We start from the raw sequence: 23,476 nt of genomic DNA, 5'->3' as shown, positions 1-23,476 counted from the left end.
GTTCGAGTGTGTACGATTGTGTTGTGCTTGCCCGTCAGCGCCAGGAGGTGATCCTGGACGAGGTCCGCCGCAGCGGGGCCGTCCAGGTGCACGCGCTCGTCACCAGGCTGGGTGTGTCCGACATGACCATCCGGCGCGACCTCGACGTGCTGGCCAAGCGCGGCCTCGTCGAGAAGGTCTACGGCGGCGCGACCTCGGTCGTCGGGCGCAGCACCGACGAGCCCGGGTTCGAGGCCAAGTCCGTGCGCGCGCTGGCCGAGAAGGACGCGATCTCCGCCCGGGCGGCCTCGCTGATCCGCCCGGGGACCGCCATCGGCATCTCCGCGGGCACCACGACGTGGACCTTCGCCCGCCACCTCGACGACGTCCCGGACATCACGGTCGTGACGAACTCGATCAGGGTCGCCGACGTGCTGCGCACCGACCGTCCGGACAGGACAGTCGTGCTCACCGGCGGCGTGCGCACGCCGTCGGACGCGCTGGTCGGGCCGGTCGCCGTGCAGTCGTTGCGCTCCCTGCACCTGGACATGGTGTTCCTCGGCGTGCACGGCATGGCCGACGGACCGGGCTTCACCACGCCGAACCTCAACGAGAGCGAGACCGACCGGGCGCTCGTCGAGGCGGGCGGCAGGCTCGTCGTGCTGGCAGACCACACCAAGTGGGGCATGGTCGGCATCTCCACCATCGCCGACCTGAGCGAGGCCGACGTGCTCGTCACCGACGAGGGCATCGCCGACGACGCCAGGGAGATCCTGGCCGCCCGCGTCGGCGAGCTCATCGTCGCCGACGTGCCGGAGTCCGCGCGGGTCGCGGAATGAGGCACACGGTCCGGCTGCTGGCCGACGGCCGGGAGATCCACTACTACGACGCCGACGGGGCGCCGGAGCGCACCGCCGTCGACACCCGCGACCTGCCGCCGCGCGGCGCGGCCTCGGAGATCCGCCGCGACCCGCTCACCGGCGAGTGCGTCGCGCTGGCCGCGCACCGGCAGAGCCGCACGTACAAGCCGCCCGCCGGGCTGTGTCCACTGTGTCCTTCCGCGCCGGGCCGACCGACGGAGGTGCCGGAAGCGGACTACGACGTGGTGGTGTTCGAGAACCGCTTCCCGTCCTTCTCCGGCGACATGGGGCGCTGCGAGGTCATGTGCTTCACCGCCGACCACACGACGTCCTTCGGTGAGCTGTCGCTGGAACGCGTGGGCATGGTCGTCGACGTGTGGGCCGACCGCACGGCCGCGCTGAGCGCTATGCCTGGGGTGGCGCAGGTGTACCCGTTCGAGAACCGCGGGGACGAGATCGGCGTCACGCTCGCCCATCCGCACGGGCAGATCTACGCGTACCCCTTTGTCACGCCACGCACGGAACGGATGCTGGCGACGGCGTCGGCTTATCTGGCCGAGCACGGCCGCCCGCTGATGGGCGATGTGTTGGCGGCCGAAGGCGCGGGCCCCCGGGTCATCGCGGAGTCGGCGCACTGGACCGCGTTCGTCCCCGAGGCGGCGCGGTGGCCGGTCGAGGTCCACCTGGTTCCGCACCGCCAGGTGCCTGACCTGCCCGCGCTGACGGCGGCGGAACGCGCGGACTTCGCGGAGCTGTACCTGCGGGTGCTCGGCAGGCTGGACGGCTTGTACGACCGGGAACTGCCCTACATCGCCGCATGGCACCAGGCGCCGGTGGCCGAGGGCCGCGAGCTGGCGTGGCTGCACCTGCAGGTGTTCTCGATCCTGCGCACAGCGGACAAACTGAAGTACCTGGCGGGCTCGGAGTCCGGCATGGCGGTCTGGATCAACGACGTGAAACCCGAAGACCTCGCCGCCCGCCTCCGCGCGGCCCCGCCCCGATACGGGTTCTAGGCGGCCCCACAGGCCCTCCTCAGCTCCTTCTCAGTCACGACGCGCATGGTGGGGTCATGACGGGTTTTGACCGCCAGCACCCGGGGAACACCCCGAATATGAGCCACGGTTCGTCCGGGGAGCAGGGCCCCGGACAACCGACATCCGGCGACCGGGTGGTCGGGGAGCAGGGCCCCGACCACCCGGAAGCCGTGCCCGTCACCACGCCCCCAGGGGGAACCCCGATGTCCGACCCCGGCTCCGACGCCCCCGGCCCCCGCCGGGAAGCCGCCACTGGCGCCGCCGCCGGTCCCACCGACGCCGCTTCCGCCGACGCTGGTGCCCGTCCCGCCGAGGCCGCTTCTGCCGACGCTGGCGCTGGCACCGGTCCCGCCGAGGCCGCCTCCGCCGCCGACTCCGACTCTGGCACTGGCGCCGCCGCTGGCTCCGCCGACTCCGACTCTGGCGCTGGCTCCGCCGCCGACTCCGACTCTGGCGCTGGCGCCGCCGCTGGCTCTGGCGCCGCCGCTGGCTCTGGTACTGGCGCCTCCGCTGGCTCTGGCTTTGGCGCTGATTCCGGCACCGCTGCTGGTTCGGCCGCCGACGGTGGCTCCGCCCCCCAGTCACCGCCCAGCCGCACCGACGGCCACCCCGCCGACGCCCCGTCGAGCGCTCCCACCGACCAACGCTCCGCCGACCATGGCCTGACCGAGCAGCGCCCCGCCGACCAAGGTCCGGCGGACCAAGGCTCCACCGACCAACGCCCGGCCGCCTTGGGCCGCACCGTCAACCATGGTCTCTCCGACCAGAATCCTGCGGCCCACGGCCAGGCCGACCAGCCCGGCAACCATGGTCTCTCCGACCAGAATCCTGCGGCCCACGGCCAGGCCGACCAGCCCGGCAACCGTGGCCTTTCCGACCACAGTCCTGTCGACCACGGCCTGGCTGGTCATCCCGCCGACCGCAGCCCCTCCGCGCAGCGTCCTGCCGATCACGGCTCTGCGGACCGCCAGCCGGTCGGGTACGGCCACGCTGGCTATCCCGGGAACCACGGCCCGGCCGACCAGCGCTCCACCGAGCACCGGTCCGAGGCCACCGGCTGGGAGCGGCCCCACGACACCAAGTCCTGGCAGCACAGCGAGTGGGCCCGTCCCACCCACACGGCGCCGTCCGGGCAGCAGGTTCTGTTCGGCGGTTCCGCCCCCGGGCACCACGCCCACCATTCCTCGACCGGTGGCTTCCAGCAGCCGCAGAAGAAGCGGTCCGGCGCCCTGATCGCGGGCGTGACCGCGCTGGCGTTGCTCGTCGGCGGCGGGGCGGGCGCCGCGGGCGGCTACCTCGTCGCCGAGAGCCAGGCGGGCTCGTCGAGCGCCAACGCGTTGAACGTGCCGCCGCCCGCCAAGCAGGCCAACACGCCCGCGCCCTCGGGGTCCATCGAGGCGGTGGCGGCGAAGGTGCTGCCCAGCGTCGTCCAGTTGCAGGTGCGCGGCCGGAACGCTGCCGGTGAGGGGTCCGGCTTCGTGATCAGCGAGGACGGCCTGATCGTCACCAACAACCACGTCATCGAGGCCGCCGCCGGGGGTGGGCGGATCACCGCGGTGTTCCAGGACGGCCGCTCCGCCCGGGCCACCGTCGTCGGGCGCGACCCGACATCGGACGTCGCCGTGGTCAAGGCGCAGGACATCGGCGATCTCGTCGTCGCCGAGCTGGGGCGCTCGGATGACCTGCGGGTCGGCCAGAGCGTGGTCGCCGTGGGGTCGCCGTTCGAGCTGGCGGGCACCGTCACCTCCGGCATCATCAGCGCCCTGCAGCGCCCGACTCGCGCAGGCGGCGAGGACGGCAGCCAGGCCACCGTCCTGGACGCCATCCAGACCGACGCCGCGATCAACCCCGGCAACTCCGGCGGTCCGCTGGTCAACATGCAGGGCCAGGTCATCGGCATCAACTCCGCGATCTACAGCCCCGGCGCGGGCTCCGGCGAGGCGGGCTCGGTCGGCATCGGCTTCGCGATCCCGATCAACCAGGCCCGCCGCACCGCCGACCAGATCATCGACACCGGCCAAGCCACCCAGACCGTCCTGGGCGTCACCGTCCGCGACGACCCCGACGGCCTGGGCGCACTGGTCAACGAGGTGGTGCCCGACAGCGGCGGCGCCAAGGCGGGCCTCGCCCCCGGCGACGTCATCACCCGCCTCAACGACCGCCGGATCGACGGCGCCGACGCCCTGGTGGCCGCCGTCCGAGCCCACGCCCCCGGCGACAAGGTGACCCTGGTGATCGGCGACGGCGAGCGAACCGTCGAAGCCACCCTCGGCGGCCAACCGGTCGAGGTCAACTGAACGCCCGGCTCGTATTGCCCCCGAGCCGGCGGCTCCCAGCCGAGGAGCCCTCCGCGGACGGCCGCGGCGCGGCGGATCCCCTCCCGCCCGCCGCGGCCGCCGCTCATCGAGTGGGTCCGCCGGGCGCAGGGTCAGCGACGGGCACGGAGCAGCAGCGCGGCCTCGGCGAACCGCGTCCCGGGCGCGGCCTCGGCGACCAGGTCGACATCCGCCAGCGTGTCCACATCGGACAACCGCGGTAGGCTGCCGACCCGATGGCCTGCCTCGATGAGCGCGTGCCGGATCCGAATGCCCGTGTCGGCCCTCGATACCGGAATCGTCCGCAGGACACCTGCCGACCGGGGATCGCGGAGTGCCAATGCCCACCAGCCACCGTCGAGAGCCAGGCCCAACACGGCATCAACGGAGTCCAGCCCGCTCGCAGCCGCGGCCAACAGAGGCGGGGTGACCTGCGGGGTGTCCATCCCGATCTGCACGACCGCTTCCCCCGGGTAGCGGACGGCCACGTCCGCGTAGGCGTTGGCCAGACAATCCGCCCGGCCACGCCCGCGCTGTCCGATGACAACGCATCCCGACAAGGCCTCAGCCACCTGCTCGCCCCGCTCGGCCGCGCGGACGTCGCCTGCCAAGGCGACCACCGGCTGCACACCCGGCGTCGCTCGGACGGCCGCCAGCGTGTCGAGGAGCCCCGCAGCCGCCAGATCCGCGGCCTCAGCAGGCGACGCGGGCGGAATCAACCCCGTCTTCACCAACCCGGCGACCGGCGCCTCGGCGATCACGAGCAGTACGGTCATCGCAGCACTCCCGCCCTATCATCGCGCCACGGATCAGCAGTTCAACCGAGTACCCGGGCATCCGGCCATACACACCCCCGACGAAGTCGAGACGGCGGCCGAGTCCATGGATTGACGGTAATCGGCGCTCGTCACCACGTCCTTACCGATCGGTGACGTCGTAGCTCGGACCGGCTGGTGCTGAGTTCGCTGGATTACCGTCGGCGGTGTGCCGCAGGACCGGGAGCAGGGACGGCGCGCTCAGGCTGCTCGGGGCAAGGGCGCTCGTCGCTCGGGGAATGGGCCCGCCGTCCCGGGCGGTCAGGTTGCAACCGCAGGACGAAAACGTTTGCGGGGTAATTCGGCGGCACAGGTCGGGGCGAGCGGTTTCGGGGCCGGTCGTTGGTCCAGAGGCGGGCGCGTTCTGGTCGAACGACTATCCCGTGGGGCGGTGCGCGGGGAGTGCGGCGTTGCCGTGGGGCGGTGGTTTGTGCCGGGTGTTGGCGGAGGACGTGGACTGGGTGCGCTTCGTGGGCGGGGTGGTCGTTGCGGCGGGCGTATCTTCCGGGGCGGAAAGGTCGAGGCGGCGTTGTCATCCCGGGCGCAGCAGTTCTTTTGGGCAGCTGAGAGGTGGAGTTTGATGGGGCGCGTGCTCGTGGTGGACGACGACATGACCGTGTCCGACGTGGTGCGGCGGTACCTCGAGCGGGCTGGGCATGAGGTCGTGTTGGCGGCTACCGGCGAGGAGGGGGTGGCCTGGGCTGCCGAGCATCGGCCGGACCTGGTCGTGCTTGACCTCATGCTTCCCGGCATCGACGGGCTGGAGGTGTGCAGGCGGCTGCGAGAGCGCAGTGCTGTCCCGGTCGTCATGTTGACCGCGCTCGGCGAGGAGGAGGACCGCATCGCGGGGCTGAGTCTGGGAGCGGATGACTACGTCACCAAGCCGTTCAGCCCCCGGGAGTTGGCGTTGCGGGTCGACTCGGTGTTGCGGCGGGCCAATGCTGCTCCGCCCGTGGCGGCCGTGTTGGTCGACGGTGGGCTGCGGGTGGACCCGGCCGCCCGCCAGGCGAGCATGGACGGGGTGGAGCTGGCCCTCACCACGCGCGAGTTCGATCTGCTGGCCTTCCTGATGGCCCACCCCGGCGAGGCGTTCACCCGCGAGCGGCTGCTGCATGAGGTCTGGGGCTGGGAGTTCGGCGACCGGTCCACAGTTACCGTCCATGTGCGACGGTTGCGGGAGAAGATCGAGCGCGCGCCCGCCAAACCCACCCGCATCAGCACGGTCTGGGGTGTCGGGTACCGCTACGACAGGAGCACGTGATGGTCGACGACGACGAGACCATGCGGCAGATGATCGGGCACGTCGTGGAGATCCTGCCGTACGCGTTGCTGTTGGTCCTCCCGGTCGTCGCCGTCGGCGCGCTCGTGCTGCATCTGTTGCGTGATCGCGCGCTGTCGACCTCGATGACGGTGCTCGTGCTGGTTCCGCTGGCCGCGATGGTGACGGGCGTGCTCGGCATCTGCGGGTTCATGTTCAACACGACGCTGACGACGATGTTGCTGGTGTGCCTGCTGGTCACCGTCGTCACCGTCCCGGTCGCGGTGTTCCTCGGCCGCCGCACCGCCGCCCGGACGGTCTGGGAGCGCGAGGCCCGCGAACGCGAGCGCGGCGCCGAGGCCTCCCGCCGCGAACTGGTCGCCTGGATCAGCCACGACCTGCGCACCCCGCTGGCGGGCATCCGCGCCATGGCCGAGGCCCTCGCCGACGGCGTCGTGTCCGCCCCCGACGAGGTCTGCCGCTACGCCGACCGCATCGGCGACGAGGCCACCCGCCTCTCCGGCATGGTCGACGACCTCTTCGAGCTCTCCCGCATCACCGCGGGCGCGCTCCGCCTGACGTTGTCCGAGGTCCCGCTGCGCGACGTCGTCAGCGACGCGCTCGCCGCCCAGACCCCCGTGGCCAGTCGCAAGGGCGTCACCATCCACGCCCACGCCGACGCCTGGCCAGTGGTCCTCGGCAGCGACCCCGAGCTGGCCCGCGTGGTGCGCAACCTGGTCTCCAACGCCATCCGCCACACGCCCCCGGACGGCACCGTCGCCATCCAGGTCGGCGTCGAGGGCGAGGACGCCGTGCTGGCCGTCGCCGACGCCTGCGGCGGCATCCCCGAAGCCGACCTGCCCCGCGTCTTCGACGTCGCCTTCCGCGGCAGCCCCGCCCGCACCCCACCCACCCCGAACCCCGACCCGGCGGGCGGCGGCCTGGGCCTGGCCATCGCCAAGGGCCTGGTGGAGGCCCACCACGGCCGCATCGCCGCCCGCAACCACGGCCCCGGCTGCCGCTTCGAGGTCCGCCTCCCCCTGGCGAGCGCCTGACCCCAGGACCACCCGACGCCAGCGCCAGACCACGACGAAGTCACGCCGCCACCGCCCGAGCACGCCTCACCGTCGGTGGGCGAGCGGCCGTCACGATTTCGTCAGGAACACGACCCGCACGACACGGATCACTCGCAGCGGCCCGTCGCCGGGCGGACGACTACGGTTGGCGGCATGGAACGCAGCGCGCAGCAGCTGGGCAGGGCTCTTATCGTCATCGTGGATGACCGGTTGGCGCACGGGGAGGAGGACGACTCCGTCGGGCCGCTGGTGACCGAGCTGCTGGAGGAAGCAGGCTTCATCGTCGACGGCGTCGTCCCCGTCGAGGGCGAGACCGTCGCCATCCGCAACGCCCTCAACACCGCCGTGATCGGCGGCGCCGACCTCGTCATCACCGTCGGCGGCACCGGGGTGTCCCCCCGCGACGTCACCCCGGACGCCACGCAGGGCGTGCTCGACCGGCCCATCCCGGGCATCGCCGAGGCCCTGCGCTCCTCCGGCCTGGCCGCGGGCGCGGTCGACGCGGGCATCTCGCGCGGCCTCGTCGGCATCTCCGGCAGCACCCTGGTGGTCAACCTGGCCGGGTCGCGCAGCGCCGTGCGCGACGGCATGGCCACGCTGTCCACCCTGGTGCCGTACGTGATCGGCGAGCTGTCGGACATCTACGCGAGCTGATCAGCCCTCGTGGTGCGGGGGACGATTGCGCTGGTACCAGTCGTCCCCGCGCCGCTCGTCCTCGCCGTCGCCGCGCTCGTCCCGGGTGGTCTCCGGCAGCACCTCGCCGAAGATCCGGTCGAGTTCGGCGCGCCGGACCGCCGCTGCCCGCTCGGCCGGGCTCGGGTTGTCGGACTCCGTCATACCCCCAATCGTGTCACTTGCCCGCGTGGTTCTGCTGGCGCAGCAGGTCGCGGATCTCGATGAGCAGCTCGACGTCGGTGGGCTGGGCCGGACCGGCCTCCTCCCCGCGCTTGCGCCGCTCCTGGATGGTCTTCACCGGCAGGACGATCACGAAGTAGATGACCGCCGCGACGATCAGGAAGTTGATCGCGGCGTTGATCACCGACCCGAAGTCGAGGAACGTCGCCGGGTTCTCGCTCAGGATGCGCACCCCGAGGCCCTGCGCCGCGTCGCTGCCGCCGATCGCGCTCAGCAACGGCTTGATGAGGCCGTTGGTGAACGCGGTGACGATGGTCGTGAACGCCGCGCCGATGATGACGGCGACCGCGAGGTCGACGACGTTGCCGCGCATCAGGAAGTCCTTGAAGCCCTTGAACACGGGTTGCTCCGTTCGCAGGGGACGGCGGGGGAACCGTCCGGGGGTGGGGTGTGTCGGCATGGGCGGTCTAGGGCCCGCCGAAAGCAGGCCTGACCAGCGGGACGGACCGCCTCGGCGATCAACCGCTAGCGCAGGGTAACGCCCACCGGCCGCTCCAAAGCTACGGCGGCCACCCGTGTCGCCGAATCCCCCGGAAGGGCGAGCAGCACCACCGGCCCGTCCCGCGCCGAGTCGGCGCCGTGCACGGCGAGCACCACCCCGTCGCGCGCCACCACCGCGTGCGGCTCGGCGGCCACGACGTCCACGCGCGCACCGGCCCGCAGCAGCCGCGCCACCCCGGGATCGGCCAGGCGCAGCGGAACCGCGTCCTGGCCGGGACCGGCGGCCAGGCGGACGTGCTCCGGCCCGAGCAGCCGGGTCCGGGTGAGCGGCTCGCCCGCGCTCGCGGCGGCCACCAGCACCGCCGACTCCACTTCGGACGCCTCGGCCAGCGCGGCGCCGGGCACGAGGTCCGGCGGCATCCGGACGGACCGCACGTCGGCGGCCGACAGCACGGCCCCGGCGGGCAGGTCGCGGGCGGCGACGAGCACGGGCGCCGTCCCGTCCCGCGCCGACGGCGTGAACGCGAGTACGGCGGCGAGCAGCACAAGCACGCCAGCGGCGGCGCGGCGCAGGCTGAGCGGACGGGTCAGGCGGTCGAGAACGGCACGAGGCACCACGGGCTCCCCAGGTCGGTCGGATCTGTCCCTTCCGACGGTAGGAGCGGGGCAGCACTCGCTGCCAGGGTTGCCCCGGCGCCTGTGGACAACCGGGGAAACCGCAGGTCAGGACGCCTTGGCGGTGGTGGTGGTCGTCGTAGAGGAGGACGAGGTGGAGGACGCCGTGGACGACTCCGCCTTAGCTGCGGGCTTCGACTCCGTGGTGGAGGACGACGAGTCGCTGGACGTCGTGCTCTTGGTCCCCGAGCGGCTGTCGTTGCGGTAGAAGCCGCTGCCCTTGAACACCACACCGACCGAGCCGTAGAGCTTGCGCAGCCTACCGGTGCACTCCGGGCACTCGGTAAGCGAAGCGTCGGTGAACTTCTGGACCGCCTCGAAACGGTGGTCGCAGGCCGTACAGGCGTACTGATACGTGGGCACGACCGCGGTTCCTCTCCGTCAGTTCTGGCACTCGACCAGCCAGAGTGCCAAACAATTCTGCGTCACCACCCACCGTGAGCGCAAACACCAGCGCAAGCGGCCGGAAGTGACCTCCGTCATGCCCCCAGCGGACGCAGCCCCTTCTCCGGCGTCAGCACCGCCGTCATCCGGATGTCGTGCGGCTCGGCGGGCAGGTGGTCGAACACCTCCTGGTCGCGCACCACGGCGATCAGCGGCGTGCCCGGCGCGGCCAGCGCCAGCGAGCGGTCGTAGTGCCCGGCCCCGCGCCCCAGCCGCACCCCGGCCCGGTCGACGGCCAGCGCGGGCACCAGCACGGCGTCGGCGATGCGCAGCGCGGCGGGGCCCAGCCGCTCGCCGATCGGCTGCAGCAGCCCGAACGGCCCCGGCCGCAGCGACTCCCTGCCGTCGTACCAGGCCCAGTCCAGCGGCTCCCTGCCCACCACGATCGGCAGCAGGATCCGCACGCCCCGGTCGGCCACCTCGTCGAGCATCTGCCACGACCCCGGCTCCGACCCGATCGGCACGTACCCGCACAGCGTGTCCCCGCGACGCACGACGCGGCCCTCGGTGAGCCTGCCCGTCAGCTTGATCGCCTCGGCGAACCGGGCGCTCGCCGGGACCCGTCGGCGTTCGCTGAGCAGCGCCCTGCGCCACTGGTCCTTCGTCCACGCCCGCGTCGCGTCGAGATCACGTCCAGAGCCGGCCACCCCACGAGGTTAGGCTGACTGTCCATGAACGCGTCGAGCGCATTCACCACCGCCATCGTGCCCGCAGCGGGTCTGGGCACCCGGTTCCTCCCCACCACGAAGTCGGTTCCCAAGGAACTGCTGCCGGTCGTGGACACCCCCGGCATCGAGTACGTCGCCCGCGAAGCGGCAGAGGCGGGCGCGAAACGCCTGGTCATCGTGACCTCGCCCGGCAAGGAGGCGGTCGTCGACTACTTCCGCCCCCGCCCGGAACTGGAGAGCACGCTGGAAGAACGCGGCAAGACCGACCTGCTGGACAAGGTCCGCCGCGCCCCCGCGCTCCTGGAAGTCGAGACGGCGCTGCAGGAACAGGCACTCGGCCTGGGCCACGCCGTCGGCTGCGCCGAGCCCAACCTGCGCGGCGACGACGACGCGGTGGCCGTCCTGCTGCCCGACGACCTCGTGCTGCCCACCGGCGTCCTCGCCCGCATGGCCGACGTGCGCACCCGCAAGGGCGGCACGGTCCTCTGCGCCTTCGACATCCCCAAGGACCAGATCAGCGCCTACGGCGTGTTCGACGTGGAGCCCACCGCCGACACCGACGTGCTCAAGGTCAACGGCATGGTGGAGAAGCCGCCCGCCGACCAGGCCCCGTCGACCTTCGCCGCCGCGGGCCGCTACCTGCTCGACCGCGCGGTCTTCGACGCGCTCAAGCGGATCACCCCCGGCGCGGGCGGGGAACTGCAGCTCACCGACGCCATCGCGCTGCTGATCGCCGAGGGCCACCCGGTGCACGTCGTCGTGCACCGCGGCGGGCGACATGACCTGGGAAATCCGGGCGGGTTCCTGCGCGCCGCCGTGGACTTTGCACTCGACCATCCGGAGTATGGGGACGACCTGCGCGCGTGGCTGACGCAACGGCTGGCGTGACCAGGGGGTTCAGGGAGTGCGGATGAGGTCTGTCGACGAGCAAGTCGAGCGTGCGCTGGCCGCGGCGGTGCGGCCTGCGCCCGTCCGGGTGGCCATCTCCGAGGCGCAGGGGCTCCTCTGCGCCGAGGAGGTCGTCGCCGAGCGCGCGCTGCCCGGCTTCGACCAGGCCGCCGTGGACGGCTACGCGGTGCGCAGCGTCGACACCCAGTCCGCCGCGGACGAGCCGGTGGTGCTGCCGGTCGTCGGCGAGATCGCGGCGGGCTCGCGCCAGCCGCGCAGGCTGCAGCCGGGGCAGGCGGTGCGCATCGCGACCGGCGCGCCGCTGCCCACCCTCGCCGACGCCGTGCTGCCCACCGGCTACACCGACGGCCACCACGCGCGGGTCACCGTGCACCAGCCGGTGCCGTCGGCCGGGTTCGTCCGCCGCACCGGGGAGGACGTGCAGACCGGCGACGTCGCCGTGCGGCGCGGCACCGTGATCGGCAGCGCCCAGGTCGGCCTGCTCGCCGCGGTCGGCAGGGCCAAGGTGCTGGTCTACCCGCGTCCCCGGGTCTCGATCATCTCCGTCGGCGACGAACTCGTCGACATCGACCGCGCCCCCGGCGAGGGCCAGGTCTACGACGTCAACTCCTACGCCCTGGCCGCCGCCGCGCGCGACGCGGGCGCCGAGGTCGTGCGCGTGGGCATCGTGCCCGCCGAGCCGCGCAAGCTGCGCGAGGCCGTGGAGAGCAGGCTGCTGCTCTCCGAGATCGTGGTGATCGCGGGCGGCGTCGGCGGCGACCTGGCCGACGAGGTGCGCGCCGCGCTGGTCGACCTCGGCGAGATCGACATGACCCGGGTCGCGATGCACCCCGGCTCGGTGCAGGGCTTCGGCAGGCTCGGCCCGGACGCGGTGCCGACGTTCCTGCTGCCCGGCAACCCGATGAGCGCGCTGGTCGTCTTCGAGGTCATGGTGCGCCCGCTCATCCGCGCCGCCCAGGGCAAGCGCAACCCGCACCGCCGGGTGGTCACCGCGGCCCTGCTGTCCCCGATCACGTCCACAAAGGCCCGCCGCGGCTTCCTGCGCGGCCAGCTGCTGCGCGACGAGTCGACCGGCGACTACCTGGTCCAGCCGCTCGGCCTGTCCGGCTCGCACCTGCTGGCGTCGCTGGCCGAGGCCAACTGCCTGATCCTGGTGGACGAGGACACCACGGAGGTCGCGGCCGGTGAGCGGGTCCAGGTCAGCTTCCTCGCCCAGCGTGGCTGACCCGGCCGGGCGCCACCCCGGATGGCCCGTGCGGCTCGGTCCGCTGCGGGTGCCCGCGGGCGTCGTGGAGCTGCGGCCGCCGCGGCTGAGCGACGGCGGCACGTGGAGCCGGGTGCGGCTGCGCGACCGCCGGTACCTGGAGGAGTGGGAGCCGGTCGCGCCGGGCACGTGGGAGGACCGCAACTCGCCGCTGGCCTGGCTTGCCCAATGGGGCACTCTTCGCGGTCTCGCTCGCCGCGGTGTCTCCATCCCGCTGGTGATCGTCCTCGACGGGCGGCCAGCGGGTCAGATCACCGTCGGTGGCATCGTCCGAGGGGCGCTCTGCTCCGGATGGGTGGGCTACTGGGTGGGCACCCATGCCGCGGGTGGTGGTGTCGCCACGGCGGCCGTCGCGATGGTGGTGGACCACTGCTTCGCGAGCGCGGGCCTGCACCGCGTCGAGGCGACCGTCCGGCCGGAGAACGTCCCCAGCCTGCGGGTGCTGGCCAAACTGGGGTTCCGCGAGGAAGGCCTCTTCCGCCGCTACCTCGACGTCGCGGGCGACTGGCGCGACCACCGGTGCCTCGCGCTGACCACAGAGGACATCCCCGGCGGCCTGGTCGCGAGGCTGCTCGCCGAGGGCAGGGCGGCCCCAGCGGAAAAAGTTTGATCAAGACCGTTACGGGGGAAAGTCCCTGCGCGACCACCCGGACGGGCGATAACGTGCGGCGCGCCTCCGCCACACGTGTGACTGTTGTGACTAACGTGGCGAAGGCAGGGAGCATCGTGGGAGAACGGACAGGGGGAGGTACCGGGGCATGCCCAGCTCGTTGATCGTGGTCGCGCTCGTCGTGGCCTGGCTCGTCGTTCTCGTCCCGATGGTCGTGCGCAAGCGCCAGGAGATTGCCCGGACCACCGAATCCACCCTCGCCGGTCGCGTCGTCCGCGCTGCTGACGAACCAAGCGACGATGACGACGCCCACGTCCGGGAGGAGTTCCCCATGGACGACGAGCAGCTCGCCGACGACGACATCGAACCCCGCCGCTACCGCCCCGGCCGCGGCGGCTTCGACCCCGACGCCGCCGCCCGCGCCGCGCGCGCCAAGTACCGGTTCCGCCAGCGGGTGGTCGTCCTGATGCTGCTGGCCGCCGTCGCCACCGCCGTGGTCGCCGGGGTGGCCACGCCGTGGCTGTGGTGGGCCCACGGCGGCATCGACGTCCTGCTGGTCGGGTACCTGACGTACCTGCGCAGGCAGGTCCGCATCGAGGACGAGATCCGCCGCAGGCGCCTCGCCCGCATGCAGGCCGCCCGCCGCCACCACGCCCGCCCGGTCGAGGACTACGCCCCCCGCCCGGCCACCCGCCCCACCCACCCGGGCGCCGTCGCCGTCGACATCGACGACGAGGACCCCTGGTTCGACGACCTCGGCGACCCCCGAGAGCTGTCGTACCGCCGAGCGGTGGGCGAGTAGGACCCCCTGTCCGAGGGTGCGCGGAGACCCTTGCTATGCTCTCCGCGCACCACTTACGGGGCTGTAGCGCAGTTGGTAGCGCGTCTCGTTCGCATCGAGAAGGTCAGGGGTTCGATTCCCCTCAGCTCCACCCCAGAGGGCCTACTAGCAGGACTGTTCCAGTCCGCTAGTAGGCCCTCTACGGTTTTCATGGCAAGAAAGCCGCCTCCCAGGTCGGAGCGGCTTACGCTGCTGGTCGTCACATCGCGTGTACGGGGCGTAGGCGCCCTTCAGCATCCGGAGTGCTACTCGGGTGAGGGCAGCTGTCGCGTTCTTGGACGCGGGACTCGACACCGCCGAGGACATCGCCCACGACCTGGCGTCACGGGCCGGGGCGACCTGGCGCTGCATGCCACCTACGCCGCCGCCGCGCAGATCGGCTGGCGCCCGGCAGAGCTCGACCTTGGTTGCCATTACTTCTTTCGTCTGCTTCGCATGGCGATGAGGATGGCCGCAATGCCGAGGAGTGTCCCGATGGCGCCGAACACGATTGGCATGTAGTTGGTCATGCGCACGCTTCTCCTGGTGGGGTTGCACCGACGGCGCCGATGAGTGTGCCTCCGAGAGCAGCGATTCCGGTGGCGACGCCGAACGTGCTTACTGTGGTGAAGGCGGCGATGAGACCGACGCCGCCTGTCAAGAGGCCTGCCGCGACGGAGATGGCACCGAGGTTGACGCCGAGACACGGGTCGACGGACTGGGCGCCGGTGGGATCTGAATTGTTGATCGGGTCGGATTGGGCGTAGGCGTAGGGGTTGCGTTCCTGGTTGGTGGGGTCGGGTTGGGTGAAGCGGCCCCAGGTGGGGTTGTAGTAGCGGTAGCCGACTATCAGCAGGCCGTTGTTGAGGGGTGTAGCCGCCGATGTGGCGGAACGGGGTGGTGGCTGCGGCTGGGCCGTTGGTGTTGAGCATGGCCAGGGCTCCTCAGCGGGCGGGCCAGCCGCCCCGGCGAACTCGTGGTCGTCGGTGTCGGTCTGGTCGACGGGAAGAGGGACTCCGCGGGACCTGACAGCTTCAGGACACTTTCTCCACAAACGGGCCGACGGCGTGATCACACTCCTATGTTTGCCGCACACGTGCCGCGACCGTTTGGAGCGTTGTGACCCCGTTGGGAAGTCCCGAGATCGCCGTCGATCGTGCGCGGCTGGGGGAGATCGGGAAGCTTCTCGGGCGTGGTGGCGAGGCCTCGGTGTACGAGTTGCCCAAGTGGTCCTCACCGGACCGGCCGGGGCCCTTGGTGTTCAAGGAGTACCGCAGGCCGCACGGGGAGCCTGCGCGCCTGCGCACCATCGTCGCCGTGCGCGGGGCGTTGGATCTGCAGCGGCGGGATCGGTTGGACAGCCTGGCCGCGTGGCCGTGTCGGGTGGTCGAGGACGGCGGCGAGGTCGTCGGGATCGTCATGCCGCGCATCCCCGCGCGGTACACCGCGGAGATCTCGCTGCCCGGCAGCAACACCGTCGCCCGGCACGCGCGGGAAGTGCAGAACCTGTTCATCGATCCCGGCCGCATGGCGCGCCTCGGGCACGAGGTGCCGTCGATGCGCGCCCGGATCGCGCTGTGCCGGGACATGGCCGCCGCGCTCGCGTTCTTCCACGACGAGCTGGAAGTCGTCTTCGGCGACATCAACCACGCCAACGAGCTCTACCGCCTGGAGCCCACCGGGGTCTTCTTCATCGACTGCGACGGCGTCCGCCCGCGCGGGGTCGTCGCGCGGCACTCGCAGCTCAACTCCCCGGACTGGATCCCGCCGGAGCCGGGGCCGCTGACCAGGGCGACCGACCTCTACAAGTACGGCCTGTTCGTCCTGCGCTGCCTGCTGCCCGGCGCCGACGCGTCCAACAACACCGACCCAGCGCCCGCGGCCGCCGTGCTCGACGCCGTGGGCATGGACCTGCTGACCAGGGCGCTGCACGCGAACCCCGCGGTCCGGCCGAGCGCCCGGGACTGGCGCCGCCACCTCAACGCGCTGCTCGGCGAGCCCGAGGAGCCGCCGGTGATCACCGCGGCGAGCCTGGGCCGCGACCACGTCCTGCGCGGGCAGCCGGTCGAGGTGGCCTGGGCCGCGGAGCACGCCACGACCGTCGAGGTGCGCTCGGGCGGGTTCGCCGTGCGCGTGGACGGCAAGGCGGGCAGGGGGACCGTGCTGGCCGACGTCGAGCGCAGCGGGTTCGTCCAGGTCCACGCGCACAACGAGCTCGGCGTCGACGTGAAGGTGATCGGGCCGGTCGCGGTGGTGCAGCCGCCGGAGACGGCGTGGCTGCCCGCGCCGCTGCCGTCGCTGGTGTTCCCGCACGTCGGCCTGCCCGTGCCGCCGATGTTCGTGCCGGTGCCGCCCGCGCCGGTCCCGGCGCCCGCGCTCGCCGCGGACGTCGCGCGCGCCGCCGGTCCGCTGCGGCTCACCGTCCCGCTGGCCGCGTCGATGACCCCCGAGGACGTCATCGGGGCGGGCCCGGTCCTCACCTTCGACACGGAAGGAGCGGCATGAGGCAGCTGCTCGCCCGGCTCGCGGGCGCCCGCCCCGACGTGCTCGCCCGCGCGCCCGGCGACCTGGGCAAGCAGGCGGCCATGGGCGGCGTCCTGCTGACCACGGCCGGGCTGGCGGGCGTGTCGGCGTTCTTCGCGCTGCACTCCGCGCTCGGGCTCGGGCCGGTCGCCGCCGTCGCCGCCGCGCTGGTCTGGTTCGTGGTCATCCTCAACCTCGACCGGATGCTGGTGATCAGCATGGGGTCGGTGTCCGGGTTCTGGCACAAGGCCGCGGTGGCCGTGCCCCGGCTCGCCCTGGCGTTCGTCATCGGCGCGGTGGTGTCCACGCCGCTGGTGCTGCGGATCTTCCAGCCGGAGATCGAGGCCGAGCTGACGTCCATGCGGGCCGAGGCGTACCAGCGCAGCCAGGTCGAGCTCGACGCCGCCTTCCGGCAGATCGAGGACCTCACCGTCGAGGAGCGGCGGCTGCTGGCGGTCATCGAGGGCCGCGACGGGCCGTCCGTGGCAGGCGACCCCGACGTCGTCGCCGCCAAGGAGGCCTACGAGCGGGCGGACGAGATCTACCGCGAGGCCGAGCGCATCGCGCAGTGCGAACTGGACGGCACCTGCGGCAGCGGCGTGCCCGGCGTCGGCGAGTCGCAGCGGCAGAAGCGCGCCGCCGCCGACCGGGCCAGGGCCGACCGCGACGCGGCCAAGCGCAAGCTCGACGAGGTCACCGCCGCGGCCACGGACCGGATGGACGAGGGCGCGGCCGCCGCCGTGGCCGCCGCGCGCGCGAAGCTGCCGGAGGTGCAGAGCGACCTGTCTGTCGCCCAGGAGCGCAAACGGGCCGCCGAGGCCGACGCCCACGAGGCGCAGAACGGCAACAGCGGCATGCTCGCCCGGCTGACCGCGCTCGACCGGATCGGCGACGAGCACTCGGGCGCGGCGACCGCCCGGCTGATGCTGTTCCTGCTGTTCCTGTTCGTGGAGATCCTGCCGATCCTGGTCAAGGTCCTCATGAGCGTCGGGTCGGACTCGCTCTACGACCGCATCGCCGCGCGGTCCGACGACGCCGCCGACGCCGACGACGAACTGCGCGTCGCCAACGACCGCAAGCTGCGCCAGGCCGAGGAGGACGCCCGCGTCGCGGTGGCCCAGCAGCGCGTCGACGCCCAGATCGAGGTGGGCAGGCGGGCCACGGAGAAGCTGGTGGAGCGGCAGAGCGCCATCGCGCTGCGCTCGGTCGAGGTGTGGGCCGAGGTGGCGATGGCGCGCACCGACGAGGAACTCGACCGCTGGTACCGCGCCCACGTCCGCCCGCACGACTTCGGCCCGACCGGCTCGGCCCCGCATGGCCAAACCCCGTACGGGCAGGCGCCATACGGGCAAACCCCGTACGGGCAGGCGGCGTACGGCTCGCCGGAGGACACGGTGCGGCTGCGCCCGGTGCACACCAACGGACACCACTACTAGGAGGAGACCAATGCGCGGAAAGCTGCTCCCGTTCTACCTGGTGATCGACGTGTCGTACTCGATGTCCGGGGCCAAGCTGGACGCGGCGGCGCGGATCATGCCCGCGGTGGTCGACGCGCTGGCCAAGGCGCCGATCCTGTCCGACAAGGTCCGCTTCGGCGTGCTCGACTTCTCCGACGACGCCCAGGTCCGGCTGCCGCTGTGCGACGTGCTCGACGAGAACGTCGTGCTGCCCCAGCTGTCCGTGCGCGGCGGGACGTCCTACATGGCCGCCTTCCGCCTGCTGCGCACCGAGATCGAGGCGAACGTCAAGCAGCTCAAGGCCGACGGGTACGCCGTGCACCGGCCCGCGGTGTTCTTCCTCAGCGACGGCGCGCCCACCGACCGCGAGAACGACTGGGTGTCCGCCTTCACCGACCTGACCGCGTTCGACAAGGAGACCGGCCGGGGCTTCCCGATGTTCCCCAACGTCGTGCCGTGCGGGGTCGAGGGCGCGGACCCGGCGATCCTGCAGCGGCTGATCCACCCGGCGCGCGGCGGCAAGCCGATGCGGATGTTCCTGGCCGATGCCGGCGAGGACGCGGCCAAGGCGATCACGATGATGGCCGAGATCCTGATCTCCAGCATCCTGGCGTCGGGGCAGAGCCTGGCCGCTGGCGACTCCGGCATCCTGCTGCCGCCCGAGGAGGAGCTGCCCGGCGGGGTCAAGTCCTACGGCGCCGACGACGACTTCGTCTGATGGGCGCCTACGTCATCGGCGAGCCGGGCCGCGCGTTCGGCAGCGTGGTGCCCGCCCCCGACCCGGCGCACTGGCACCGGCCGGACACGGTCATCGACGGCTACGCCGTCCACTACGGGGGCCGCACGGCGCATGTGCGCGCCGCGAGCGTGCGGGGCCTGTCCCACCGCCACTACGGCAAGGTCCGCCAGGACGAGTACCTGGTCCGCACCACCGACGACGGCCGCTATGTGATCGCGGCCGTCGCCGACGGGGTGTCGGCGGGCGCGCTCTCGCACCGGGCCGCCTGCTGGGCCGTCCGCCAGGGCGGCGACCACCTGTGCGACATCTTGTCCACAATGGACGCGCCGAGCATCCCGTGGGAGAAGCTGTTCGAGGTGATCGCCGCCGACATCGCCGACTTCGGCGCCGACCTCCTCGGCGACCGCGGGCTGACCGCGCGCGAGGTCGCCGAGCGGATGGCCACGACGGCGTCGTTCGCCGTGCTCGACCTGGCCACCGGCGGCCTGTACGGGGCGAGCGTGGGCGACACGTCGATCTGGCTGCTCCGCGGCGGCTGGTTCCCCTTGCAGCCGGTCAAGAACGACGGCGCCGACATCCACACCTCCGCGGTCCGGGCGCTCCCGCTGCCCGCCACGCCGGTGCTCGCGCGCGCCGACGTCCAGCCCGGTGACGTGCTGGTCGTGCTCTCCGACGGCGTCGGGGACCCGCTCGGCGACGGCGCCGGGGAGGTGGGCGCCGCGCTGGCCGAGCTGTGGCGCACGCCGCCGCCGGAGCTGGAGTTCGCCGCGCAGGTCGGCTTCGCCCGCAAGACCTACGACGACGACCGCACCGCCGTCGCGGTCTGGGTCTAGGGCTTCCCAAGATCCCGCGCGCCACCTAAGGTGAGGAACTGGGAGCGCTCCCAACCAGTTGGTGATTCCTCAACGCGGAGGGCGATGTGGCGCTCGTGAGAACAGGCAGAAGGCTGGCCGTGCTGCTGGCCGCGGTCGGGCTGCTGGTGTCGGGGCTGTTCACCGGCACGGCGGCGGCGCACGGCTCGGCGACGGACCCGGCGTCGCGCAACTACGGGTGTTGGCAGCGGTGGGGCCACGACTTCCAGAACCCGCAGATGGCGACGCAGGACCCGATGTGCTGGCAGGCGTGGCGGGACAACCCGAACGCGATGTGGAACTGGAACGGGCTGTTCCGGGAGAACGTGCGGGGCAACCACCAGGCCGCGATCCCCGACGGGCAGCTGTGCAGCGCGGGCCTGACCGAGGGCGGCCGGTACCGGTCGCTGGACGCCGTCGGGCCCTGGCACGCGGCGGTGAAGCCGAGGCAGTTCCGGCTGACCGTCACCGACCAGGCCCGGCACGGGGCGGACTACCTGCGGATCTACATCACCCGGCAGGGCTTCGACCCCACGACCCAGCCGCTGCGGTGGAGCGACCTGCAGCTGGTGACCGCGACCGGCCGGTACGCGCCCGGCAACGGGATCTACCAGGTCGACGTCAACGCGGGCAGCCGGACGGGCCGCCACATCGTCTACACGATCTGGCAGGCCAGCCACCTCGACCAGTCGTACTACTTCTGCAGTGATGTGATCTTCCAGTAGCGGAAAGCGGCTCCCGGCCCCCGCACGGGGGCCGGGACCCTCCGGCGGTGGCAGAGTTGACGTCGTCGAGAGGAGAAGCCGGTGCGGGTGGACATCGCGGTGGTCGGGCTGGGCCCGGGCGGGGAGCAGGTGGCGACGAGGCTCGCGGGCGCTGGCCTGCGGGTCGCGGCGATCGAGGCGCGGCTCGTCGGCGGGGAGTGCCCGTACTACGCCTGCGTCCCCACGAAGATGATGATCCGCGCCGCGCACGCCCTGGCCGAGGCGCGCCGGGTGGGGGAGCTGGCCGGGACGGCGGAGGTGCACACCGACTGGTCCATGGTCTCCGCCCGCATCCGCGACGAGGCCACCGACGACTGGGACGACGCCGTGGCCGTCGAGCGGCTGACCAAGGCGGGCGTGGAGTTCGTGCGCGGCAGGGCGCGCATCACCGGGCCCGGCGAGCTGGTCGTCGGCGACACCACGATCCACGCCGAGCGCGGGATCGTGCTCAACCCGGGCACCGAGCCCGCCGTGCCGCCCATCGACGGGCTGGCCGGGACGCCGTTCTGGACCAATCGGGAGGCCGTGCGGGCCAAGGCCGTGCCCGGGGAGGTCGTCGTGGTCGGCGGCGGGCCGGTGGGCTGCGAGTTCGCCCAGGTGTTCGGCCGCTTCGGCGCGCGGGTCACGGTCGTGCAGTCCGCCGACCGGCTGCTGCCCAGGGACGAGCCGGAGGCGGGCGAGCTGATCGCGGAGCAGTTCGCCGCCGAGGGCATCGACGTGCGCGTCGGCGCGAAGGTGACGTCGGTGAGCCACGACGGCGGCGCGTTCTCGGTGACCGTCGACGGCGACACGGTGAAGGCCGGGCAGCTGCTGATCGCCACCGGCCGCAGGACCGACCTCAAGGCGCTCGGCGTCGGGGCGTACGGCCTGGACGAGTCCGCCAAGGGCATCGAGGTCGACCGGCGCATGCGCGCCGCGGACGGGCTGTGGGCCATCGGCGACGTGACCGGCGAGGGCGCGTTCACCCACATGTCGATGTACCAGGCGGGGATCGCCGTGGCCGACATCCTGGGCGAGCCCGCGTCCGCCGACTACCGCGCCGTGCCCAGGGTGACGTTCACCGACCCCGAGGTGGGCGCGGTCGGGCTGACCGAGGCGCAGGCGCGGGAGCGCGGCGTCGACGTCCGGGTCGGCAGCACGCTGATCCCGTCGTCGTCGCGCGGCTGGATCCACAAGGTGGGCAACGACGGCTTCATCAAGCTGGTCGCGGACGCCGGACGGGGTGTGCTCGTCGGCGCGACGTCGGTCGGACCGGCGGGCGGCGAGGTGCTCGGCGCGCTCGCCGTCGCGGTGCACGCCGAGGTCCCGGTGGACTCGCTGCGCGGGATGATCTTCGCCTACCCCACCTTCCACCGCGCCATTTCCGCTGCTCTGGATGATCTGGCGTAATCATTCGATCGAGCGTGGTGGGTTGTGGTCAGCTCGTAGTAGTCGTGCGGTACCTTTCCGCCCAAGACGATCGTTGTCGCCCACATGGCCCATGTTCGATCAAAGGTGGAGAAAGTGGTCACTCTGCGACGCGTCGGCGCGGCTGCCCTGCTGGCTGGCCTGCTGACCTGCCTCCCGTCCGTGGCGCTGGCCCAGACGCCTGAAGAAGACCCCCGAGCGACCCAGCACGACGGCAACGCCGTGGCGAAGGACTGCCCGCAGCTGTGGCCGGGCAGCACCGCGGTCCAGCTGACCGACAGCGACCCGAGCAAGCAGTACATCGACATCACGTCCGTCCCCGACGGCGTCGAGGTCGTGGGCGTGGTCGTCAAGGGCGGCGACGGCTACAACACCTACGACGCCCCCGACCTGGGCGCCCTGCCCTGGCTGGACCTGTACTCGCCGCTCAACAACGGCGGCAACATCCCCGACGTCAGCCACTGGTTCGCCTGCGGGGTCAAGGACACGACCACCACGACCACGACGACCACCTCCAGCGGGACCACCACGACCACGGCGCCCGGTGAGACCACCACCGACGTGACGCCGACGACGGACGTGCCCACCTCGCCCGAGGTCACCACGACCACCGCCCCCGGCGCGCCCGGGGAGGACGACGACCTGGCCGACACCGGCGCCAACCCCGGCTGGCTGCTGCTGACCGGCCTGCTCCTGCTGGCAGGCGGCGGTCTGGCCCTGTTCAGCCCGAAGGTCCGCGCGGCTTTCGCCCGCCGCTGACCCCGTAAGGTCGGTGCGTGCTCGCCGACGTCCTGCCGTTCCTGGTCTGCCCGCATTGCGGTGAGGGCCTGGCGGCGGACGTCGGCGTGCTGCGTTGTCCGCGCCTGCACAGCTTCGACGTCGCCAAGCAGGGATACGTGACCCTCCTGCGCGGCGCGCCCGCCGCGGGCGACACCGCGGAGATGGTCGCCGCCCGGGCCGGGTTCCTGGCCGCGGGCCACTACGACCCGCTTGTGCGCGCTCTGGCCGACTGGCGCGCGCCTGGGCTGGTGGTCGACGCGGGCGCGGGCACCGGCTTCTACCTCTCCGCGCTGCTCGACGACGGCCCGGGCATCGCCCTCGATTCGTCCAAACCGGCCCTGCGCCGCGCCGCCAGGGCCCACCCGCGCATCGGCGCCGTGGCCTGCGACCTCTGGCAGCCGCTACCGGTGCGCACCGCGGCCGCGAGCCTGGTCCTCAACGTCTTCGCCCCGCGCAACCCGCCCGAACTCCGCCGCGTCCTGCGCGACGGCGGCACGCTGCTGGTGGCGGCCCCGACCAGCGGCCACCTCGCCGAACTGGTGTCCGAACTGGACCTGCTCACCGTGGACGAGGACAAGCAGGACCGCATCGACGCCCGCCTCGCGCCGTTCTTCACCGTGCGCGACCAGCGGCTCTGCGAATTCACCCTCACCCTCGACCGCGACGATGTGCGCGCTCTCATCGGTATGGGCCCGAACGCTTTCCACGCCCGTCAGGACCGCGATGAGCGCATAGCGGCGATGCCGACGCCGGTTCAGGTGACGGCGTCGGTGGTGGTGACCGCTTACCGAGCGTGTTAGTCGGCCCCTTCGGGATTGCCGGGCGGGGTCACCGGGGAATTCCCCCATGACCCGGATCGTTAACCTGGGGAC

Annotated in this window: 25 protein-coding genes, 1 tRNA gene and 1 pseudogene; 20 read left to right on the top strand and 7 right to left on the bottom strand. The window is 72.5% G+C overall.

The genetic code is table 11. The features are described 5' to 3' along the window. Positions 1-23: 23 nt before the first annotated feature. The 3 genes from IEY98_RS01790 (at position 24) to IEY98_RS01780 (ending at position 4,170) form a co-directional block, all read left to right on the top strand. On the top strand, positions 24-818 hold the full coding sequence (locus tag IEY98_RS01790; RefSeq protein ID WP_189208519.1) for a DeoR/GlpR family DNA-binding transcription regulator: 795 nt from the start codon (positions 24-26) through the stop codon (positions 816-818). Continuing rightward, positions 815-1,852: a galactose-1-phosphate uridylyltransferase gene (galT, locus tag IEY98_RS01785; RefSeq protein ID WP_189208518.1), complete on the top strand. Its 1,038-nt coding sequence runs from the start codon at positions 815-817 to the stop codon at positions 1,850-1,852. The genes IEY98_RS01790 and galT overlap by 4 nt, the downstream gene beginning before the upstream one ends. A gap of 752 nt (positions 1,853-2,604) precedes the next feature. Continuing rightward, positions 2,605-4,170, top strand: coding sequence for a trypsin-like peptidase domain-containing protein (locus tag IEY98_RS01780; protein WP_229786460.1), 1,566 nt, complete (start codon positions 2,605-2,607; stop codon positions 4,168-4,170). 131 nt (positions 4,171-4,301) lie between these two features. On the opposite strand, the gene IEY98_RS01775 is transcribed toward IEY98_RS01780, so the two are convergent. After that, a complete protein-coding gene (locus tag IEY98_RS01775; RefSeq protein ID WP_189208517.1) occupies positions 4,302-4,964 on the bottom strand; it encodes a TIGR04282 family arsenosugar biosynthesis glycosyltransferase in 663 nt (220 codons plus the stop codon). Between the two features lie 619 nt (positions 4,965-5,583). Here IEY98_RS01775 and IEY98_RS01770 point away from each other — a divergent pair. The 3 genes from IEY98_RS01770 (at position 5,584) to IEY98_RS01760 (ending at position 7,991) form a co-directional block, all read left to right on the top strand. Beyond that, positions 5,584-6,264 carry a response regulator transcription factor gene (locus IEY98_RS01770; RefSeq protein ID WP_308425815.1) on the top strand — a complete coding sequence of 227 codons (681 nt, stop codon included), beginning with the start codon at positions 5,584-5,586 and terminating at the stop codon, positions 6,262-6,264. Next, positions 6,264-7,316 carry a sensor histidine kinase gene (locus IEY98_RS01765; protein ID WP_189208515.1) on the top strand — a complete coding sequence of 351 codons (1,053 nt, stop codon included), beginning with the start codon at positions 6,264-6,266 and terminating at the stop codon, positions 7,314-7,316. Before IEY98_RS01770 ends, IEY98_RS01765 begins: the two co-directional genes overlap by 1 nt. 174 nt (positions 7,317-7,490) lie before the next feature. Beyond that, complete coding sequence (locus IEY98_RS01760) at positions 7,491-7,991, top strand: MogA/MoaB family molybdenum cofactor biosynthesis protein (RefSeq protein WP_189208514.1); 501 nt, start codon at positions 7,491-7,493, stop codon at positions 7,989-7,991. Here the strand turns inward: IEY98_RS01760 and IEY98_RS01755 are convergent, their stop codons facing one another. The 3 genes from IEY98_RS01755 to IEY98_RS01745 form a co-directional block, all read right to left on the bottom strand. Next, on the bottom strand, positions 7,992-8,174 hold the full coding sequence (locus IEY98_RS01755) for a hypothetical protein (protein ID WP_189208513.1): 183 nt from the start codon (positions 8,172-8,174) through the stop codon (positions 7,992-7,994). It lies immediately after the preceding gene. Between the two features lie 13 nt (positions 8,175-8,187). Then, complete coding sequence (mscL, locus tag IEY98_RS01750; protein ID WP_189208512.1) at positions 8,188-8,592, bottom strand: large-conductance mechanosensitive channel protein MscL; 405 nt, start codon at positions 8,590-8,592, stop codon at positions 8,188-8,190. A gap of 125 nt (positions 8,593-8,717) precedes the next feature. Beyond that, positions 8,718-9,308 (bottom strand): SAF domain-containing protein, encoded by a 591-nt coding sequence (locus IEY98_RS01745; protein ID WP_229786459.1) that lies wholly within the window; start codon positions 9,306-9,308, stop codon positions 8,718-8,720. A gap of 130 nt (positions 9,309-9,438) precedes the next feature. Between IEY98_RS01745 and IEY98_RS33345 the strand changes: the two genes are divergently transcribed. After that, positions 9,439-9,576: a hypothetical protein gene (locus tag IEY98_RS33345; protein WP_373292363.1), complete on the top strand. Its 138-nt coding sequence runs from the start codon at positions 9,439-9,441 to the stop codon at positions 9,574-9,576. A gap of 14 nt (positions 9,577-9,590) precedes the next feature. On the opposite strand, the pseudogene IEY98_RS33340 reads toward IEY98_RS33345, so the two are convergent. Both IEY98_RS33340 and IEY98_RS01735 read right to left on the bottom strand, forming a co-directional pair. Further along, positions 9,591-9,731: pseudogene (locus IEY98_RS33340) on the bottom strand (FmdB family zinc ribbon protein); the annotation flags it as partial. Positions 9,732-9,847: 116 nt separating this feature from the next. Continuing rightward, positions 9,848-10,459, bottom strand: coding sequence for a 5-formyltetrahydrofolate cyclo-ligase (locus IEY98_RS01735; RefSeq protein ID WP_189208509.1), 612 nt, complete (start codon positions 10,457-10,459; stop codon positions 9,848-9,850). Positions 10,460-10,483: 24 nt separating this feature from the next. Here IEY98_RS01735 and IEY98_RS01730 point away from each other — a divergent pair, with 24 nt between their 5' ends. The 5 genes from IEY98_RS01730 to IEY98_RS01710 all read left to right on the top strand — a co-directional run bounded on the left by IEY98_RS01730 (position 10,484) and on the right by IEY98_RS01710 (position 14,195). Then, positions 10,484-11,368 (top strand): UTP--glucose-1-phosphate uridylyltransferase, encoded by an 885-nt coding sequence (locus tag IEY98_RS01730; protein ID WP_189208508.1) that lies wholly within the window; start codon positions 10,484-10,486, stop codon positions 11,366-11,368. Between the two features lie 22 nt (positions 11,369-11,390). Further along, positions 11,391-12,614 carry a molybdotransferase-like divisome protein Glp gene (gene glp, locus IEY98_RS01725; protein WP_189208507.1) on the top strand — a complete coding sequence of 408 codons (1,224 nt, stop codon included), beginning with the start codon at positions 11,391-11,393 and terminating at the stop codon, positions 12,612-12,614. A gap of 28 nt (positions 12,615-12,642) precedes the next feature. Continuing rightward, positions 12,643-13,263 (top strand): GNAT family N-acetyltransferase, encoded by a 621-nt coding sequence (locus IEY98_RS01720; protein ID WP_229786454.1) that lies wholly within the window; start codon positions 12,643-12,645, stop codon positions 13,261-13,263. 148 nt (positions 13,264-13,411) lie between these two features. Beyond that, positions 13,412-14,065, top strand: a complete 654-nt coding sequence (sepX, locus tag IEY98_RS01715) for a divisome protein SepX/GlpR (protein WP_189208505.1) — start codon at positions 13,412-13,414, stop codon at positions 14,063-14,065. 57 nt (positions 14,066-14,122) lie between these two features. Beyond that, a tRNA-Ala gene (locus IEY98_RS01710) sits at positions 14,123-14,195 on the top strand. 414 nt (positions 14,196-14,609) lie between these two features. Here the strand turns inward: IEY98_RS01710 and IEY98_RS33335 are convergent. Then, positions 14,610-15,158, bottom strand: a complete 549-nt coding sequence (locus IEY98_RS33335) for an RHS repeat-associated core domain-containing protein (RefSeq protein WP_373292299.1) — start codon at positions 15,156-15,158, stop codon at positions 14,610-14,612. Between the two features lie 134 nt (positions 15,159-15,292). On the opposite strand from IEY98_RS33335, the gene IEY98_RS01700 reads away from it, so the two are divergent. The 8 genes from IEY98_RS01700 to IEY98_RS01665 all read left to right on the top strand — a co-directional run bounded on the left by IEY98_RS01700 (position 15,293) and on the right by IEY98_RS01665 (position 23,404). Beyond that, positions 15,293-16,588 carry a protein kinase family protein gene (locus IEY98_RS01700; RefSeq protein ID WP_189208503.1) on the top strand — a complete coding sequence of 432 codons (1,296 nt, stop codon included), beginning with the start codon at positions 15,293-15,295 and terminating at the stop codon, positions 16,586-16,588. Then, positions 16,585-18,042: a DUF4407 domain-containing protein gene (locus tag IEY98_RS01695; RefSeq protein ID WP_189208502.1), complete on the top strand. Its 1,458-nt coding sequence runs from the start codon at positions 16,585-16,587 to the stop codon at positions 18,040-18,042. The genes IEY98_RS01700 and IEY98_RS01695 overlap by 4 nt, the downstream gene beginning before the upstream one ends. Before the next feature lie 10 nt (positions 18,043-18,052). Continuing rightward, positions 18,053-18,781, top strand: a complete 729-nt coding sequence (locus IEY98_RS01690) for a vWA domain-containing protein (RefSeq protein ID WP_189208501.1) — start codon at positions 18,053-18,055, stop codon at positions 18,779-18,781. After that, complete coding sequence (locus tag IEY98_RS01685) at positions 18,781-19,635, top strand: protein phosphatase 2C domain-containing protein (RefSeq protein WP_189208500.1); 855 nt, start codon at positions 18,781-18,783, stop codon at positions 19,633-19,635. Before IEY98_RS01690 ends, IEY98_RS01685 begins: the two co-directional genes overlap by 1 nt. 95 nt (positions 19,636-19,730) lie before the next feature. Beyond that, the gene (locus tag IEY98_RS01680; protein ID WP_373292298.1) at positions 19,731-20,378 is read left to right on the top strand and encodes a lytic polysaccharide monooxygenase auxiliary activity family 9 protein; all 648 of its coding nucleotides are present in this window, start codon (positions 19,731-19,733) and stop codon (positions 20,376-20,378) included. Positions 20,379-20,459: 81 nt separating this feature from the next. Continuing rightward, positions 20,460-21,806: a dihydrolipoyl dehydrogenase family protein gene (locus IEY98_RS01675; protein ID WP_229786453.1), complete on the top strand. Its 1,347-nt coding sequence runs from the start codon at positions 20,460-20,462 to the stop codon at positions 21,804-21,806. 114 nt (positions 21,807-21,920) lie between these two features. Next, a complete protein-coding gene (locus IEY98_RS01670; RefSeq protein ID WP_189208498.1) occupies positions 21,921-22,583 on the top strand; it encodes a hypothetical protein in 663 nt (220 codons plus the stop codon). A 17-nt stretch (positions 22,584-22,600) separates the two neighbouring features. Next, the gene (locus tag IEY98_RS01665) at positions 22,601-23,404 is read left to right on the top strand and encodes a putative RNA methyltransferase (protein WP_189208497.1); all 804 of its coding nucleotides are present in this window, start codon (positions 22,601-22,603) and stop codon (positions 23,402-23,404) included. Positions 23,405-23,476: the final 72 nt, after the last annotated feature.

Origin of the sequence: Actinokineospora fastidiosa (assembly GCF_014648415.1) — a bacterium.
GTDB lineage: Bacteria > Actinomycetota > Actinomycetes > Mycobacteriales > Pseudonocardiaceae > Actinokineospora > Actinokineospora fastidiosa.
The sequence above is the reverse complement of the archived record's forward strand: the minus strand, read 5'-3'. Positions and strand labels throughout refer to the sequence as shown.